Genomic DNA, 14,965 nt, shown 5'->3' on the forward strand with positions numbered 1-14,965 from the left:
AGCGGCGGGCCGCAGCGACGGTTGCGGCACGCCGCTTCACCCTGCCCACTTGACAATCAACACCGCCATATCAGAGCCTGCCCGCCCACAGTGCGATCTGCCAGGCCCCGACGGCTATACCGACCAGGCAGACCGCCAACACCGCCCAGTACAGCGTCGACGTCCAATTCGGCGCCGAGTAGATGGCATCCGTGCGGCGCCGGGTGTCCACCCGTGTGTAGACCGCCAGCGCGCCGATGGCGACCGGCCCGGCCAACAGCCAACCCGCGACCGCCGTGACGATCATCGGTCCCATGATCGCGCCGATCACCGCGATGATCACTCCGGCCAGCGCCAGTGCGAGCGCCACCGCAAACCAGATCAACGGTGGTCCGGTGGTCCGCAGCGCGGCGGCTCCGGGCCCGACCGTGATGGGTTGGCCGAATGCGTCCTGCGCCCCCATCGGTTGGCCGGCAGGCGGCCCCCCGAAGACCTCGTGCGACGCACGCTGGGGCTGGGCCTGGGCCGCAGGTGCGCCGGCCCACGGGTCGAAACCCGACGAGGGCCCACCCGGACCTGGTGCGGGATGCCCGCCGGGGCCGGCGGGCGGGCCGGAGGGCCCGGGCCGGGCCGGGGGACCGAAGTCGCTGAAATCGAATGGACTCGGGGTGCTCAAACGCCACCAATCCTTCCGTCTTCAGTTCTCGGTCGAGCCAGGTCGGCGCAGCGTGGGATGCCCACCACTGAAAGCGAAGCCACACCCCCGAACCGCACCACGTGATGCTATCGAAGCAGGCTGTACGGCGACCCCATGGTTGGCCGAAGCGATCGCCCGTCGCGGGCCGCCGAATGGGTTGTTGCCGAATGGATCAGCCGGGCCGTCCCCGTGCCAGCCGTCTGTCATCTGCTTTTCCCCACCCATTGCTCGTTGACCCCGCCGAACAGCGATCGCCAGCCGTCGACGATCCGAAGATTCGATGGTAATCGGGCCCGGCGCCGCCGTGCGCAGCGGCGTTCGCTGACCTGCGCCACCGAACCGTCGAATACTGCCGATACTTCGCATTCGTACGCGGCCGATTGAGCCTAACCGCATCTGTGGGGTCGGCTGTGCGCCAAGATTCCCGGATGTATAGCTCCCGCGAGCTATCCCGCGCCCTCGACGACCGCGAGGAAATCGGCGTACGTCGCCTTGATCTTGTCGACGATGTCGTCCACGCTCACCGAAGCCCAGTCGGCCCGAGATCCCAGCTCAGCGATGGCCGTCATGATGATCGAGCCCCACACCACGGCCGTCAGCTTGAGCCGGCGATCGTCACCGGGCACGCCCATCCGCCGGGTCAACGCGACGTTGACCGCATCCGCCCGGAACTGCGACGCGGTGTGCATCAGCGCCGGCGACGAGGTGACGATGCGCGCCGAGGCCAACAGCCGATCGGCCGTGAGCTGGGTCGGCGGCGCGGTCTTGGTCTTGAGGAAGGCTTGCACGTGAGCGCGGTATACCGCCTCGAGATGGCCGATGTCGGCCGGTTGCGCCGTCAACTCGACCGCCACACTCTCGATCACCTCGTCGACGAACGCCAGCACCACTGCATCTTTGGTGGCGAAGTAGCGGCTGAAGGTGCGTGGCGAGACATCTGCGACCGCCGCGATCTGCTCGACGGTGGTGCTCTCGAATCCCTGGCGGTCGCACAGGTCTATCGCGGCCTCGATCAGCATCGCTCGGGTGCGCTGCTTCTTGCGTTCGCGCAGTCCGGTCTCGGCCTGGCGCATCCCGTCAACCACGAGATCGGATGTTAGCCCTCAAAGGCCTGCTTTTCGGTCCATTTCGGCAACTATGTGGCGCTCAGTGCCATTCGCCGGTCGTCATACTTTGTCAGCCTCGGACTGTTCCTGCGGAACGGTCGTCTGCGCGCCGGTCGCGCCCACCCGGTAGCGCACGAACGCCGGCACCGCGAGCGCGGCGATCAGCACACCGACGATCACCAGCGCCCCGCCACCCGCAGCGGCGACCGTGGTGCCCACCGCCGCCGCTGCCGCGCCGTGCAATGTGTCCGCCAACCGCGGGCCGCCGGCGACCACGACGGTGAAGACGCCCTGTAGCCGGCCGCGCAGCTCGTCAGAGGCCGCCTGCTGCAGGATCGTCGACCGGAACGCGGCCGACACCATGTCGGCCGCACCGCCAACGGCCAAGAAAGCCAACGCAATCCACAGCACCACCCCGGCGCTGCCGCCTGCCGCACCACCGGCGATACCGAACCCGGCCATCGCCGCGCCCCACACCACGATCGCCACGACCACGGCCAGCCCCTGCCTACGAATCCGCGGCAGCCAGCCAGAGAAGACGCCACCGGCCACCGCACCCACCGACATCGCCGCCGCCAGCAACGCCATGGCCGTGCCGCCCTCCACCGGACCGCCGAAGCTCTCATGTGCCATCTGGGGGAACAGTGCCCGCGGCATCCCGAAGATCATCGCCACCAGATCGACGACGAACGACATCAACACCACCCGGTTACCGGCGAGGTAGCGGAAACCGTCCAGCACCGCCGTGAGGCCCCACCGCGAGCCGCCCTCCTCGGTGGTTGCCGGCGGCATCGGCGCCAGCCGGAACGTGGCCCAGATCGGTACCAGGCAGCAGATGGCGTCGATGAGATAGAGCGTCGACAAATCCACCCAGTGCAACATCACCCCGGCCAACAGGGGTCCGACGATCGCCCCGAACTGGAAGACCGTCATGTTCAGCGCGTTCGCCGCGGGCAACTGCTCGCCCGGCAGCATCCGTGGAATCGCCGCTGACCGGGTCGGGCTGTTGATCGCGAAGAACGCCTGCTGCACCGACAGCAGGCACAGCACCACCCAGACGTTGTTCAGCGCCAGCGCGGCCTGCAGCCACAACAGCACCGACGACACGGCCAGGCCGATCGAGGCGATGATCAGCAACAGCCTGCGGTCCATCGCGTCGGCCCAGGCTCCGCCCCACAGGCCGAAGACCACCAGCGGGACGAGCGCGAACACGCCGGACAATCCGACGTAGGCGGAGTTCTCGGTGAGCACGTACAACTGCACCGGCACCGCAAAGATGGTCAGGTTGGCACCGATGACCGTGGGGATCCCGGCCACCCACAGTCGCCGGAAGTCCGGGGTGCGCAGCGGTGTGGTGTCGGCGAAGAACCTACGCACGACGGCGGGCGAGCGAAGCGACGGGGGATGTCGCCCTGGGGCGAGCGAAGCGACGGGGGAACTTCATGGCTGGAGGCGTTCGGCGTGCGCCTCACCCGATGCCGGCCCGGCGGCGAAGATCACGCGAATTCGGTTGTGTACCCGGTTCTCCCGGCCCTGCCAGAACTCCACGCTCTCGGGTGCGATCAGGTAGCCGCCCCAGTTCGGCGGCACCGGAACCGTTTCGAGGTCGGCGAACCGCGCCGTCACCTCGGCGAGCTGGCCGAGCAGCGCCGGGCGCGATGCGATCGGGCTCGACTGCTGCGACGCCCACGCCCCCAGCTGCGAACCGCGGGGCCGCTTGGACCAGTACTCCTGGGTGGCCTCACGGCTCACCTTGGTGACCGGACCGCGCACATGGACCTGACGCCCCAGCCGGTACCAGGGGAAGGTCGCCGACGCGTACGGATGTGCGGCCAGCTGTGACCCCTTGGCTGAGTCATAGTTGGTGTAGAACGTGATGCCTGTCTCGTCCATGCTCTTGCACAACACGGTTCGGCTGACGGGTCTTCCCTCGCTGTCGGTGGTGGCCACGACCATGGCATTGGCCTCCGCCACTCCGGCGCGGTACGCATCGGCCAGCCAGGTCCGCAACAGCGTCAGCCAACCGGTTGCCGGGTCATCGCCGAGCCAGTCGACGTCCAGGTCGCCGCAGCCGTCCTTCTCCACGTAGTCCACACGCATGGCAGCCAGGTCGTGCTGGTCGTGTTCAGGGGCTGGTCCGGAGGGTATGGCCACCGCGGTAACGCTACGCCTGGACGTGGTGCAACAATCTGGCCATGCCAGCTGTACCGGAAGACTTCGTTGCCGGCCTCGAAGGCGTCGTCGCCTTCACCACCGAGATCGCCGAGCCGGACAAGGACGGCGGCGCGCTGCGCTACCGGGGCGTGGACATCGAGGAACTCGTCGAACGCCGGGTCACCTTCGGCGACGTGTGGGGACTTCTGGTCGACGGCAGTTTCGGCACGGGCCTGCCCCCGGCCGAGCCCTTCCCACTGCCCATCCACAGCGGCGATGTCCGCGTCGACGTCCAGGCCGGACTGGCGATGCTGGCTCCGATCTGGGGCTACGCGCCACTGTTGGACATCGACGACACGACTGCCCGTGACCAGTTGGCCCGGGCCTCGGTGATGGCACTGTCCTACGTCGCCCAGTCCGCCCGCGGCATCTATCAGCCCGCCGTGCCGCAACGCCGGATCGACGAATGTGACACGGTCACAGCACGTTTCATGACGCGTTGGCAGGGCGACCCGGATCCCAGGCACGTCGAGGCGATCGACGCCTACTGGGTCACCGCCGCCGAACACGGGATGAATGCCTCGACGTTCACGGCCCGGGTGATCGCCTCCACGGGCGCCGACGTCGCGGCCTCCCTGTCGGGCGCGGTGGGCGCGATGAGCGGGCCGCTGCACGGCGGTGCACCGGCCCGGGTGCTGCCGATGATCGAAGAGGTCGAGAAGTCCGGTGACGCCCGCGCGGTGGTGAAATCCATCCTGGATCGCGGCGACAAGCTGATGGGCTTCGGCCATCGCGTGTACCGGGCCGAGGATCCGCGGGCCCGGGTGCTGCGGGCCACGGCGAAACGGCTTGAGGCGCCCCGCTACGAGGTGGCCGCGGCCCTGGAGCAGGCCGCGCTGGCCAAGCTTCGCGAACGGCGCCCGGACCGGGCCATCGAGACCAATGTCGAGTTCTGGGCGGCGGTGATCCTGGACTTCGCCGAGGTGCCCGCCTCGATGATGCCCGCGATGTTCACCTGTGGCCGGACCGCCGGCTGGTGCGCGCACATCATGGAACAGAAACGGCTGGGCAAGCTGGTCCGCCCCGCCGCCATCTACGTCGGCCCCGAACCGCGCAGCGTGCAGTCGGTCGCCGGATGGGACAAGATCGCCACGTCGTGAGCGGTCCTCGCGACGAATTCGCCTCGGCGGCACACGCTTTCGCCCGTCTGGTTCGGGCGCTGCCGGGGGATTCGTTTGACGGGCCCGGCCTGGGCGAGTGGGATTTACGCGCCCTTGTGGGTCACGCGTCGCGCTCGCTGATCACCGTCAGCACGTACCTACAGGACCCGGCGTCGGCGGCCGATCTGGCAGGACCGGTCGAGTACTACGCCGCGATTCGTGCGTTCCTGTCCGACGGCGACGCCGTCGTCGAACGCGGCAGGCAGGCCGGCCGCGACCTGGGCTCCGATCCGGCCGCCGCGGTGGATGCGCTGGTCAGCCAGGCCCTGGCCGATGTCGACCAGGCAGGCGATCCGTTGATCACCGTGATTGGCGGGTTCGGTATCCGGTTGAGCGACTACCTGCCGACCCGCGTCTTCGAACTCGCCGTGCACAGCCTGGACATCGCCCGGGCCACCGGCCGTCCGGCGGATCTACCGTCCGAGGTGATGGCGGCGGCCAACGGCCTGGCCGCGCGGATCGCCGTGAAACTGGGCGGGGGTGAGACCGTACTGATGGCCCTGACCGGACGGGCGGATCTGCCTCCCGGTTTCTCGGTCGTCTGACTTCTCGCCCTTGCGCCGAAACGACGGGTTCGCAGCCGAGCTTTTGTCGGTGGGCGGTGGTTGCATGGGACCTGTCCGCCGATGAGATCCGCCTGCCGCGCGGGTCTGCATTGAAACCGCTCACCACACCAGGAGAAGATCATGGCGATCGAAGTAACACCCGCAGTCCTTCCGCATCTGGTTGTCGACGACGCCGCCGCGGCAATTGACTTCTACGTCAAGGCATTCGGTGCCACCGAGCTGGGCCGCGTGCCCGGGCCTGAGGGCAAGCTCATCCATGCCGCACTCAACATCAACGGGTCCACGGTCATGCTCAACGATGACTTTCCCGAGTACAACGACGGCAAGCCGTCGACGCCCAAGGCGCTGGGCGGCAGCCCGGTCACCATCCACCTCACCGTGACCGATGTCGAGGACAAGTTCGCCAAGGCCGTCGACGCCGGCGCAGAGGTCGTCATGTCGCTGGAAGATCAGTTCTGGGGCGACCGCTACGGCGTCGTACGCGACCCGTTCGGCCACCTGTGGTCACTCGGACAGCCGGTGCGCGAGGTCAGCCCCGAGGAGATCGCACAGGCCATGCAGTCCGGGCAGTAGGCCACCGTCAACCGGGCCCTGCCCACCACGAATGTTGGTGTCGGTGAGGCAGGCTCCGGGGAGGTGGTAGGCGCGACCGGAAGGACGGCGCGGCGCCCAGGAACAGCGGTGCCAGCATGACATTCTGAGTCGGTGATCGACGTGGTGATCGCCGAGCCGGGGCAACTGAGCGAGGGCGACCTACGCTCCGCCGAGACATTGGTCCGCTCGGCTTTCGGCGACGGCTTCCGCGAGCATGACTGGCTCCATGGTGTCGACGGAGTACACGTCATGGTCACCGAGGACAGCGTGTTGCTGGCTCACGCGGCGGTAGTGACCCGGACGCTCCGCCACGACCGTGATGTGTTTCAGGCCGGCTACGTCGAGGCTGTTGCCGTGCGCAACGACCGACAGGGCCGCGGCCTGGGCCGCCTGCTGATGGAGGACACGGAGGCCATCCTCGCCGAACGGCACGACATCGGGGCCCTCAACGCCGTCGAAAGCGCGGCTCCGTTCTATGCCAGCCGCGGCTGGCATCCTTGGGACGGCCCAACCCAGGCTGAAACCCCGAGTGGGGTGATCGACACCTACGATGCCGCCGACCGGATCTTCCTGCTCCCGATTCGCACTCCGGTCTGCGGTTTCGCGAAGTCAGTGCCCTTGATCTGCGATTGGCGCATCGGCGACCTCTGGTAGGCGACAACGGATCGACCCCGCGCAGGAGTGGGCGGCGTTCGGGCGGCCCGGCGCAGCTCATACTGGTTTCCGCGCATGACATCGCGACGTGCACGAAGGAGATCGATGAACACCCAGCCCACCGACACCACGCCGGCTGCCCGCGCCCTGCGCTGGCGGGTCGTGGACATCGTCGTCGCCAGCGTCCTCGCAACGGCGGCCGGGCTGGTGTTCGTCGTGTGGAACATCGCGTCCAACCCGATCGGTGCACCGTTGACGGCGGCGCTTCCAGGTCTGCAGGCGTTGCTCGCCGGCGGATGGTTGTTCGCCGGCGTGCTCACCGCCCTGGTGATTCGCAAGCCCGGAGCGGCCCTGTACGGCGAGCTCGTCGCGGCCACGGTGTCGGCGTTGGTCGGCAACCAGTGGGGCGTGCTCACGCTCGAATCCGGACTGGTGCAGGGGCTCGGCGCGGAACTGGTTTTCGCGGTGTTCCTCTACCGCCGCTGGGGATTGCCGGTCGCGCTGATCGCCGGGGCGGTCGCCGGGCTGGCCCTGGCGATCAACGACCTCATACTCTGGTATCCCGGTTCGGCCAACACGTTCGCCGCGATCTACACGGTTTCGGCGATCGTGTCCGGCGCACTCGTCGCCGGGCTCCTGTCGTGGTTCGCGGTCAGGGGTCTGGCGAAGACCGGAGCGCTGAGCCGGTTCGCGTCGGGACGGATCGGCCCCGAGGCTCGATGAACTCACCGCACGGCGCCGGTGCCACGGTCACGGCACACGCCTGGGGTTGGTGCCACGCCGGACGCGCCGCCTGGGCCGTGCGGGATCTCGATCTGCGGATCGAGCCCGGCGAGCGGGTGTTGCTGTTGGGCCCGTCCGGTGCCGGGAAATCGACTCTGCTGCATGGCATTGCGGGATTGCTCGGCGGTGCCGAGGAAGGCAGGCAGGCGGGCACGCTGCGGGTCGACGGTGCCGCGCCGAACGAACAACGTCACCGGATCGGGATGGTGCTGCAGGATCCCGACGCCCAGGTGATCCTGTCCCGGGTCGGTGACGACGTGGCCTTCGGCATGGAGAACCTCGGCGTCGCGCGCGAACAGATCTGGCCCCGGGTCCGAACAGCCCTCGATGCCGTCGGCCTGAAACTGGCTCTGTCCCAATCCACATCGGAACTGTCCGGCGGACAGAAACAGCGACTTGCCCTGGCCGGGGTGATCGCGATGGATCCCGGGCTCATCCTGCTCGACGAGCCGACGGCGAATCTCGACCCGGCCGGTGTCCTCGAAGTGCGGGATGCGGTGGCCGCCTCGGCCGCCAGGACCGGCGCGACACTGATCGTCATCGAGCACCGCACCGATGTGTGGATGCCCGTCATCGACCGCGTCGTCGTGCTCGGCGCCGACGGTCAGGTGATCGCCGACGGGACCCCGGATGCGACCATCCGACACAATCACGACTACCTGGTCCGATCAGGTGTGTGGGTGCCTGAAACCCCGCTACCCGAGATCACCCGCCACCGGTCCGGAACCCGCGAATCACTGCTGCAGGCCACGGATCTCGCCCTGGCCCACCCGGGCGATCCACCGATGCACGTCGGGTTGAACTTCGAGATCGAGGCCGGACAGACCACGGTGATCACCGGCCCGAACGGTGCGGGCAAGTCGACGCTGGCGCTCACCCTCGGCGGCCTGTTGCCCGTACCCGCCGGACGACTCGAGGCGCACCCCGACTTCGCCCCCTCCCCGTCCCGCCGCAAGCCCGTCAAATGGCGGTCGAAAGAACTGCTCACCCGGATCGGCAGCGTGTTCCAGGATCCTGAGCATCAGTTCCTCGCCGCCACGGTGCGCGACGAACTCGCGTTGGGTCCCAAGGCCATCAAGCTCCCCGCCGCCGAGATCGCCGCCCGCACCGACGAACTCCTCGAACGCCTGCACCTGACACACCTCGCCGCGGTGAACCCCTACACGTTGTCGGGCGGCGAGAAGCGCCGCCTGTCGGTGGCAACGATGCTGGCAACCGCACCCAAGGTGATCATCCTCGACGAGCCGACGTTCGGCCAGGACCGCCGCACGTGGGAGGAGTTGACCCGGTTGCTGGCCGAAATCGCCGACGGCGGTACGGCGGTCGTCGCCGCAACCCACGATCTCGATTTTGCCGACGTGCTCGCCGACACCCGGATCGTGCTGCCCGACTGGGAGCCCACCGCGGAGACCGCACCATGACCGCACCATGACCGCGCGCACGATCAATCCGGTCGCACGACTGCTCACCGCGCTGGTCATCGCGGGTGCCCTCGTGCTGTCGGTCGACTGGGTGTCGGCGCTGACCGCACTGGTCGGTGAGATCGTGCTGTTCGCCGTCGTGGGTGTGCGACTGCGGGCGGCGCTGACCCGCGGTGCAGTGGTCGCGCTCGCAGCCACACTCACCGCGATCACCATCCTGCTCTACGGGCAGGTGAGCGGAACGGTGTACTGGCACTTCTTCCTCGTCACGATCAGTGACGGATCCATCGCCCTGGCCGCAGCCACCTTCCTCCGCGTCCTGGCCATCGCGCTGCCGTCGGTCATTCTGTTCATCGACGTCGAATCGACCGAATTGGCAGACGGTTTGGGTCAGGCGCTGCGACTGCCGGCCCGGTTCGTGATCGGCGCCCTGGCCGGCCTGCGACTGGTCGGACTGCTCGGGCAGGACTGGCAGTATCTCGGCTATGCCAGGCGGGCCCGCGGGGTGGCCGACCATGCGAGGGTGCGCCGGGTCGCCGGGCAGACGTTCGCCCTGCTGGTGTTCGCCGTGCGGCGCGGGTCGAAGCTGGCTACCGCGATGGAAGCCCGCGGGTTCGGCGCCTACCCCACCCGCACCTGGGCCCGGCCGTCGCCGTTCGGCGCCCGCGAGTTCGCCTTGATCGCAGCAGGATTCGTCATCGCCGCAGTCGCCATCGGCGTCTCGGTTTCCTCCGGAGCCTGGAACTTCATTGGCGCTCGATGAGATCCTGAGCCGGCTCGGTCCCGCTGCGACGACCGTGCTGATCGACGGCCGTTCCGGGTCGGGCAAGTCGACGCTGGCGGCACAACTGCACAAGAGCTGGGCCGATTCCGTCGTGGTCCGCCTTGACGACATCTACCCGGGATGGGATGGATTGGCGTGGGCCGCAGAGCATGTGCAGCGTTCGCTGCTCGAGCCGCGGGTGGCCGGACGTAACGGGCGCTGGCGGCAATGGGATTGGGCTGCCGCCGCTCCGAGCGGCCACCACGAGGTCGAACCCGGCCAACGGCTGATCGTCGAGGGCATCGGGGCGCTCACCCCGGCCGGCCGGGCGCTGGCCGATCTGGGCATCTGGGTCGACGCCGACGACACCGAGCGCAAGCGCCGGGCACTGGACCGCGACGGCGAGACCTACCGACCGCACTGGGACCGGTGGGCCGCCCAGGAGGACGAGTTCATCGCGCGGTTCCGCCCCAGGGCGTGCGCCGATCTGATCGCGGTGCTGACCGCAGGCAGATTCGAATTCACCGCTCCCGGTTAGGGTCGACGCGGAACAACCGGAGGGGAGAGTCGATGCTGGACTGGCTGGCGCAGCTCGTGCAGCCACTCAACACCACACTGTTCGTGCTGGGCGGCGACGCGGTCAGTTGGGCCGAGCTGCTGGGCTTCCTCACCGGCGGGCTGTGCGTGGCGCTGACCGTGCGCAGGCACATCGCCAACTTCCCGGTGGGCATCGCCAACTGCCTGTTTTTCCTGGTGCTGTTCACCTCGGCCCGGCTGTGGGCCGACGCCGGTCTTCAGGTGCTCTACATCGCGCTGGGTTTCGCCGGATGGTGGCAGTGGCGGTACGGCAACGCCGGTCGCACGCCACTGATGGTCACCCGCGCCCGCCCCGACCAAATCGGCTGGTGCGTAGGTGTTGTCGTGGCCGGCACGGCTCTGCTGACGGTCGTCCTCCGGGCCGCCCACGATGCAGCCCCGTTTCTCGACGCGCTCACCACGAGCCTGTCGCTGGTCGCGCAGTGGCTGCTGAACGGCAAGTACGTCCAAACCTGGTATTTCTGGATCGCCGCCGACTGCGTCTACATCCCGCTGTACGTGAGCCGGGATCTGAACCTGACCGCGGCGATCTACGCGGTGTTCCTGGTGCTGTGCCTGTCGGGGCTGCAGTCCTGGCGGAAGGTGCGGGTGTCATGAGCGAGTTCGGTCATGGCCTGTTCATCGGCAAGTTCTATCCGCCCCATCGCGGACACCACGCCGCCATCACGGACGCGGCGAACCGGTGCGACCGGGTCAGCGTGCTGGTGATGGCGGCCGCACCGGAAACCGTGCCGCTGGCCGATCGGGTGGCCTGGCTCCGCGAGACACACTCGGCGCAGACCAACGTGACCGTCGCCGGAATCCCTTGCGATGCACCGCTGGACGTCACTGACCAACGCGTGTGGGCAGCGCAGGTGGCCGCCATGCGGGCCGGGTTGCGGGCGGCGGGCTGCCCGACCGAGGTCGACGCGGTGTTCTGCGGCGACGACTACGGTGACGAGCTGGCACGCTGGTTCGACGCCGCGAGTGTGCGGATCACCCGGAGCCCGGTCAGCGCCTCGGCCGTGCGCCGCGACCTGGCCGACCGGTGGCTCGAACTTGCCCCGGCCACTCGTGCGGGACTGACCACCCGGGTCGTCGTGCTGGGCGCCGAGTCGACGGGGACGACGACAGTCGCCGCGCAACTGCAGCAGCACTATGCGGCACGCGGCGGAGTGTGGGCCAGGACGCGCAACGTCGAGGAGTACGGTCGCGAGCACACGGCCCGGCTCTGGGAACGCCAACCCGGCCGATCGATCGACGAATTGGTTTGGGATCACGCCGATTTCGATGATATCGGGACCGAGCAGAACCGCCGGGAAGAGGCTGCTGCTCGCGAGGGCTCACCGATCCTGGTGTGTGACACCGATGCGTTCGCCACCGCGGTGTGGGAACGCCGCTATCTCGGCATGGCCGCGCGCAGCGGTCAACCATGGACCCAGGTGCCGCGCCGTGCGGTGTATCTGCTCACCGACCACACGGACGTGCCATGGCACGACGACGGAATGCGGGAGGGAGACCTGGACATGCGGGCGGCGATGACCGGCTGGTTCGCCGACGCCCTGACCGCGGCCGGGCACTCCTGGGTGCTGCTGACGGGCTCGCTGGCCGATCGTGTCGAGTTGGCGCTACGCACCGTCGACCCGCTGCTGAATCTTTCGATGCGCTTCGGGGAGCCGTTGCACGGGCCCGGCTTCGAGTAATCCCGAGCCGGGCCCCGGCAACTCAGTGTGCCTGCAGGCTCGCGGTGAGTCGCTGGCGCACAGTCGGTTTCGGTGCCGTAGCGGCGACCGCGACCATCTCGTCGACCGAGGTGAACTTGTCCCGGGGACGGTCCTCGCCGCCGCGCGCGACCTCGGCGGCGTCGATCGCCCGCCACCCGGCGGCGTCGACCATGGCCGGCTGGCGGGTACGCACCAGCTTCTCCAAGGCGGCCGCCTTGTGCACCGGATCGGTCAGTGCACCGGCGTTGTAATCGTCGACCAGCTGGTGCACGGTCTGCGCCGCGCACGACTTGTTGGTGCCGATGAAGCCGGTGGGCCCGCGCTTGATCCAGCCCGCGACGTAGGCGCCTGACGCACCGCGCACGCGTCCGGCGTCGTTGGGCACCACGGCGGCATCGTCGTCGAACGGCAGATCGGCAATTGCCTTGCCGCGGTAGCCGATCGAGGTCAGCACGAGGCCGGCCTCCAGCTCACGAACCTGGTCGGTTCCGGTGACACCGAATTCGATGCCGGCCACCCGGTCCTCGCCGAGCACCCGCTGCGGGGTGAGGCGGTAGGCCAACCGGATCCGCGGCCGGGTCAGCGGCGCGGACGCATTGCCCAGCTTGGTCAGGATCTCCAGCTTGTTGCGGGTCAGCGCATCGGTCTCGCGGGCCAGGTCTGCGACCACCAGCTGGTGATCGGCCTCGTCGAGCACGACGTCACAGGTCGCGGTCAGGCCGATCAGCTCGGGCAGCGTGAAGGCCGATTCGGCGGGGCCGCGGCGGGCCGCGACCACCACTTCCTGCACCCGGGACGACCGCAGGGCCGCCAACGCATGATCGGAGATGTCGGTGCGGGCCAACACATCCGGATCGGCGGTGAGCACCCGGGCGACGTCGAATGCGACGTTCCCGTTGCCGACGATGACGACCCGCTCGTGGCTCAGGTCCACCGGCAGATCGGTGAACTCCGGGTGCCCGTTGATCCAGGCCACCATCTCGGTGGCAGTGCCCGTACCGGGCAGGTTCATGCCGTCGATGTCGAGGCGGCGGTCGTTGGGCGCACCCACCGCGTACAGCACGGCGTGATGGTGCTCCAGCAGGTCGGCATGCGACAGGTGCTTGCCCACCTCGACGTTGAGGTAGAACCGGAAACCGGGCTGCCTGCCGATGGTGTCGAACAGCGTCGTCACCCGCTTGGTGCTCTGATGGTCCGGTGCCACGCCGGCCCGCACCAGCCCGTAGGGCGTCGGCAGCTTCTCGAACACATTGACGCGCACGCCGCGCTGTGTCAGCAGTTCATCGGCCGCGTACATGGCGGCCGGGCCGGAGCCCACGATGGCCACCGTCAACGGCCCACCGGACCGCGCCGCGACGTGCGGCGCCGCGATCACCGGAGCCAATTTGGATGTCGGCGGCAGCTTGCCTTCCCGCTTCGGGTAGAAGGCGGCGTTCAACTCGATGAACGGCAGCTGCTTGTCCGTCAGCTTGGTATCGGCCGCGATGGCGCCGACCGGGCAGGCGCTCACGCACGCGCCGCAGTCCACACACGCCTCGGGGTCGATGTAGAGCATCTCGGCCGTCGCGAAGCCCGGCTCATCCGGTGAGGGATGGATGCAGTTCACCGGGCACGCGTAGACACAGGACCCGTCGCTACAACACGACTGGGTGATCACGTGGGGCATCTAGAACCTCTGCAGACCTTGCGCTTTCCGGACGAGCTTCAGGCGACCGAGACCAGGTGCTCGCGCTGTGGCTCGCTACGGTAGCGGCTCGGCGCTCCGTCGATCTTGCAGATCCGCCACATCAGCTTGGCGATCGGGTTCATCAGACCGGTGTCGTGGCACAGCATGCGCACGTCGCCGAACATGTCCCGCAGCATCTTGCGCGACTCCGGGGAACGGAAGAACAGCTCCTTGCGCACCGAGCGCGGGATGTCGAATTCCTTCCAGAACGCGCGCGGCGGCACGATGATCGCCGAGCACAGGATGCGCATGGTCAGCGGCACGAACAGCGACAGGATCCAGCGCTGACGACGCCGCAGGTTCGGCACCCGCTTGTGCAGGTACTGGTGCGCGAACGAGATGTGGCGGGCCTCTTCGGCGACGTGGATCGCCATCACCCGCTCCATGATCGGGTGCAGTGCCTTACCCTCGCGCAGCACGTTCTTCTGCGTGTGGTCGATGGGCTCCTCGCCGGCGAGCACGCCGAAGAAGAACGGGATCGGCAGCGGACCGGCGGCCAGCGGGATCAGCGGCTGCAGCCACTTGAGCAGCCGCGGCATGCCCGGCACGTCCATGCCGATGCGGTTGACCATCTCCTGGAACATCAGGGTGTGGTTGCACTCCTCAACCGATTCGTGCAGGCAGTACCGGTATTCCGGCGAGCCGTTGGGCACCCAGAACGAGTACTCCATCAGACCGCGGATGAGGATGTTCTCGAAGTGCAGGCCGACCTTGGCGACGTTGGCCTGGCGCCACATGCCGATCTCGATCTGCCGTTCGACCGGCTGCGCCTGGTACCACGGGTGACCGCCCATCGGGTCGGTCCCGGGCAGGATCCAGCGCGGATCATTGGGGATGACGGCAAATTCCGGAGAATCCCAGTCGATGTCCTTGTACGGGTTGAAATTGCGTCGCACCGAGCCCTCGGACAGCGTCGCGAGCATGTCGGTGTACTGAATGTCGTCGCTGACGTCCATGTTCTTGCGCCAGCGCCTGACCATCTTGGTCCGAGCCATGTTGCAG

The 14,965-nt window shown here is 68.4% G+C and carries 16 protein-coding genes; 10 read left to right on the forward strand and 6 right to left on the reverse strand.

Features of this window, described 5'->3' with window-relative positions; all coding sequences use genetic code 11:
• Window positions 1-70 precede the first annotated feature (70 nt).
• The 4 genes from A5779_RS33865 to pdxH all read right to left on the reverse strand — a co-directional run bounded on the left by A5779_RS33865 (window position 71) and on the right by pdxH (window position 3,936).
• A complete protein-coding gene (locus A5779_RS33865) occupies window positions 71-655 on the reverse strand; it encodes a hypothetical protein (protein WP_131811653.1) in 585 nt (194 codons plus the stop codon).
• 467 nt (window positions 656-1,122) lie between these two features.
• Window positions 1,123-1,761: a TetR/AcrR family transcriptional regulator gene (locus tag A5779_RS16325; RefSeq protein WP_110777385.1), complete on the reverse strand. Its 639-nt coding sequence runs from the start codon at window positions 1,759-1,761 to the stop codon at window positions 1,123-1,125.
• An 81-nt stretch (window positions 1,762-1,842) separates the two neighbouring features.
• Entirely contained in the window at window positions 1,843-3,159 is a 1,317-nt protein-coding gene (locus A5779_RS16330) for an MFS transporter (protein ID WP_064883611.1), read from the reverse strand.
• A gap of 63 nt (window positions 3,160-3,222) precedes the next feature.
• A complete protein-coding gene (gene pdxH, locus A5779_RS16335; protein WP_064883613.1) occupies window positions 3,223-3,936 on the reverse strand; it encodes a pyridoxamine 5'-phosphate oxidase in 714 nt (237 codons plus the stop codon).
• Between the two features lie 41 nt (window positions 3,937-3,977).
• Here pdxH and A5779_RS16340 point away from each other — a divergent pair, with 41 nt between their 5' ends.
• From A5779_RS16340 to A5779_RS16385, 10 genes are all read left to right on the forward strand, one after another.
• The gene (locus tag A5779_RS16340; protein WP_064883615.1) at window positions 3,978-5,096 is read left to right on the forward strand and encodes a citrate synthase 2; all 1,119 of its coding nucleotides are present in this window, start codon (window positions 3,978-3,980) and stop codon (window positions 5,094-5,096) included.
• Complete coding sequence (locus tag A5779_RS16345; protein WP_064883617.1) at window positions 5,072-5,701, forward strand: maleylpyruvate isomerase N-terminal domain-containing protein; 630 nt, start codon at window positions 5,072-5,074, stop codon at window positions 5,699-5,701. The genes A5779_RS16340 and A5779_RS16345 overlap by 25 nt, the downstream gene beginning before the upstream one ends.
• A gap of 141 nt (window positions 5,702-5,842) precedes the next feature.
• Window positions 5,843-6,295, forward strand: a complete 453-nt coding sequence (locus A5779_RS16350; protein WP_064883618.1) for a VOC family protein — start codon at window positions 5,843-5,845, stop codon at window positions 6,293-6,295.
• Window positions 6,296-6,427: 132 nt separating this feature from the next.
• Window positions 6,428-6,970: a GNAT family N-acetyltransferase gene (locus A5779_RS16355; protein ID WP_064883620.1), complete on the forward strand. Its 543-nt coding sequence runs from the start codon at window positions 6,428-6,430 to the stop codon at window positions 6,968-6,970.
• 105 nt (window positions 6,971-7,075) lie between these two features.
• Window positions 7,076-7,693 (forward strand): ECF transporter S component, encoded by a 618-nt coding sequence (locus A5779_RS16360; RefSeq protein ID WP_064883622.1) that lies wholly within the window; start codon window positions 7,076-7,078, stop codon window positions 7,691-7,693.
• On the forward strand, window positions 7,690-9,174 hold the full coding sequence (locus A5779_RS16365) for an ABC transporter ATP-binding protein (RefSeq protein WP_064883624.1): 1,485 nt from the start codon (window positions 7,690-7,692) through the stop codon (window positions 9,172-9,174). The genes A5779_RS16360 and A5779_RS16365 overlap by 4 nt, the downstream gene beginning before the upstream one ends.
• A 7-nt stretch (window positions 9,175-9,181) precedes the next feature.
• Window positions 9,182-9,937, forward strand: coding sequence for an energy-coupling factor transporter transmembrane component T family protein (locus A5779_RS16370; protein ID WP_064883625.1), 756 nt, complete (start codon window positions 9,182-9,184; stop codon window positions 9,935-9,937).
• Window positions 9,924-10,475: an AAA family ATPase gene (locus A5779_RS16375; protein ID WP_064883627.1), complete on the forward strand. Its 552-nt coding sequence runs from the start codon at window positions 9,924-9,926 to the stop codon at window positions 10,473-10,475. Before A5779_RS16370 ends, A5779_RS16375 begins: the two co-directional genes overlap by 14 nt.
• A gap of 32 nt (window positions 10,476-10,507) precedes the next feature.
• Window positions 10,508-11,131, forward strand: coding sequence for a nicotinamide riboside transporter PnuC (pnuC, locus tag A5779_RS16380; RefSeq protein WP_064883629.1), 624 nt, complete (start codon window positions 10,508-10,510; stop codon window positions 11,129-11,131).
• Entirely contained in the window at window positions 11,128-12,216 is a 1,089-nt protein-coding gene (locus A5779_RS16385; RefSeq protein ID WP_064883631.1) for an AAA family ATPase, read from the forward strand. The genes pnuC and A5779_RS16385 overlap by 4 nt, the downstream gene beginning before the upstream one ends.
• A 22-nt stretch (window positions 12,217-12,238) precedes the next feature.
• Here the strand turns inward: A5779_RS16385 and A5779_RS16390 are convergent, their stop codons facing one another.
• Together A5779_RS16390 and A5779_RS16395 are read right to left on the reverse strand one after the other, a co-directional pair.
• The gene (locus A5779_RS16390) at window positions 12,239-13,903 is read right to left on the reverse strand and encodes a 4Fe-4S binding protein (protein WP_064883633.1); all 1,665 of its coding nucleotides are present in this window, start codon (window positions 13,901-13,903) and stop codon (window positions 12,239-12,241) included.
• A 38-nt stretch (window positions 13,904-13,941) separates the two neighbouring features.
• Window positions 13,942-14,958, reverse strand: coding sequence for an AurF N-oxygenase family protein (locus A5779_RS16395; RefSeq protein ID WP_055117515.1), 1,017 nt, complete (start codon window positions 14,956-14,958; stop codon window positions 13,942-13,944).
• Window positions 14,959-14,965: the final 7 nt, after the last annotated feature.

Origin of the sequence: Mycolicibacterium peregrinum (assembly GCF_001665625.1) — a bacterium.
In the GTDB taxonomy this organism is placed as follows: domain Bacteria; phylum Actinomycetota; class Actinomycetes; order Mycobacteriales; family Mycobacteriaceae; genus Mycobacterium; species Mycobacterium peregrinum_B.

Coding starts and splice junctions, on each gene's coding strand:
- A5779_RS16340 (WP_064883615.1), top strand. CDS start 3,978: ATGCCAGCTGTACCGGAAGACTTCGTTGCCGGCCTCGAAGGCGTCGTC.
- A5779_RS16345 (WP_064883617.1), top strand. CDS start 5,072: ATGGGACAAGATCGCCACGTCGTGAGCGGTCCTCGCGACGAATTCGCC.
- A5779_RS16350 (WP_064883618.1), top strand. CDS start 5,843: ATGGCGATCGAAGTAACACCCGCAGTCCTTCCGCATCTGGTTGTCGAC.
- A5779_RS16360 (WP_064883622.1), top strand. CDS start 7,076: ATGAACACCCAGCCCACCGACACCACGCCGGCTGCCCGCGCCCTGCGC.
- A5779_RS16365 (WP_064883624.1), top strand. CDS start 7,690: ATGAACTCACCGCACGGCGCCGGTGCCACGGTCACGGCACACGCCTGG.
- A5779_RS16370 (WP_064883625.1), top strand. CDS start 9,182: ATGACCGCGCGCACGATCAATCCGGTCGCACGACTGCTCACCGCGCTG.
- pnuC (WP_064883629.1), top strand. CDS start 10,508: ATGCTGGACTGGCTGGCGCAGCTCGTGCAGCCACTCAACACCACACTG.
- A5779_RS16385 (WP_064883631.1), top strand. CDS start 11,128: ATGAGCGAGTTCGGTCATGGCCTGTTCATCGGCAAGTTCTATCCGCCC.
- A5779_RS16390 (WP_064883633.1), bottom strand. CDS start 13,903: ATGCCCCACGTGATCACCCAGTCGTGTTGTAGCGACGGGTCCTGTGTC.
- A5779_RS16395 (WP_055117515.1), bottom strand. CDS start 14,958: ATGGCTCGGACCAAGATGGTCAGGCGCTGGCGCAAGAACATGGACGTC.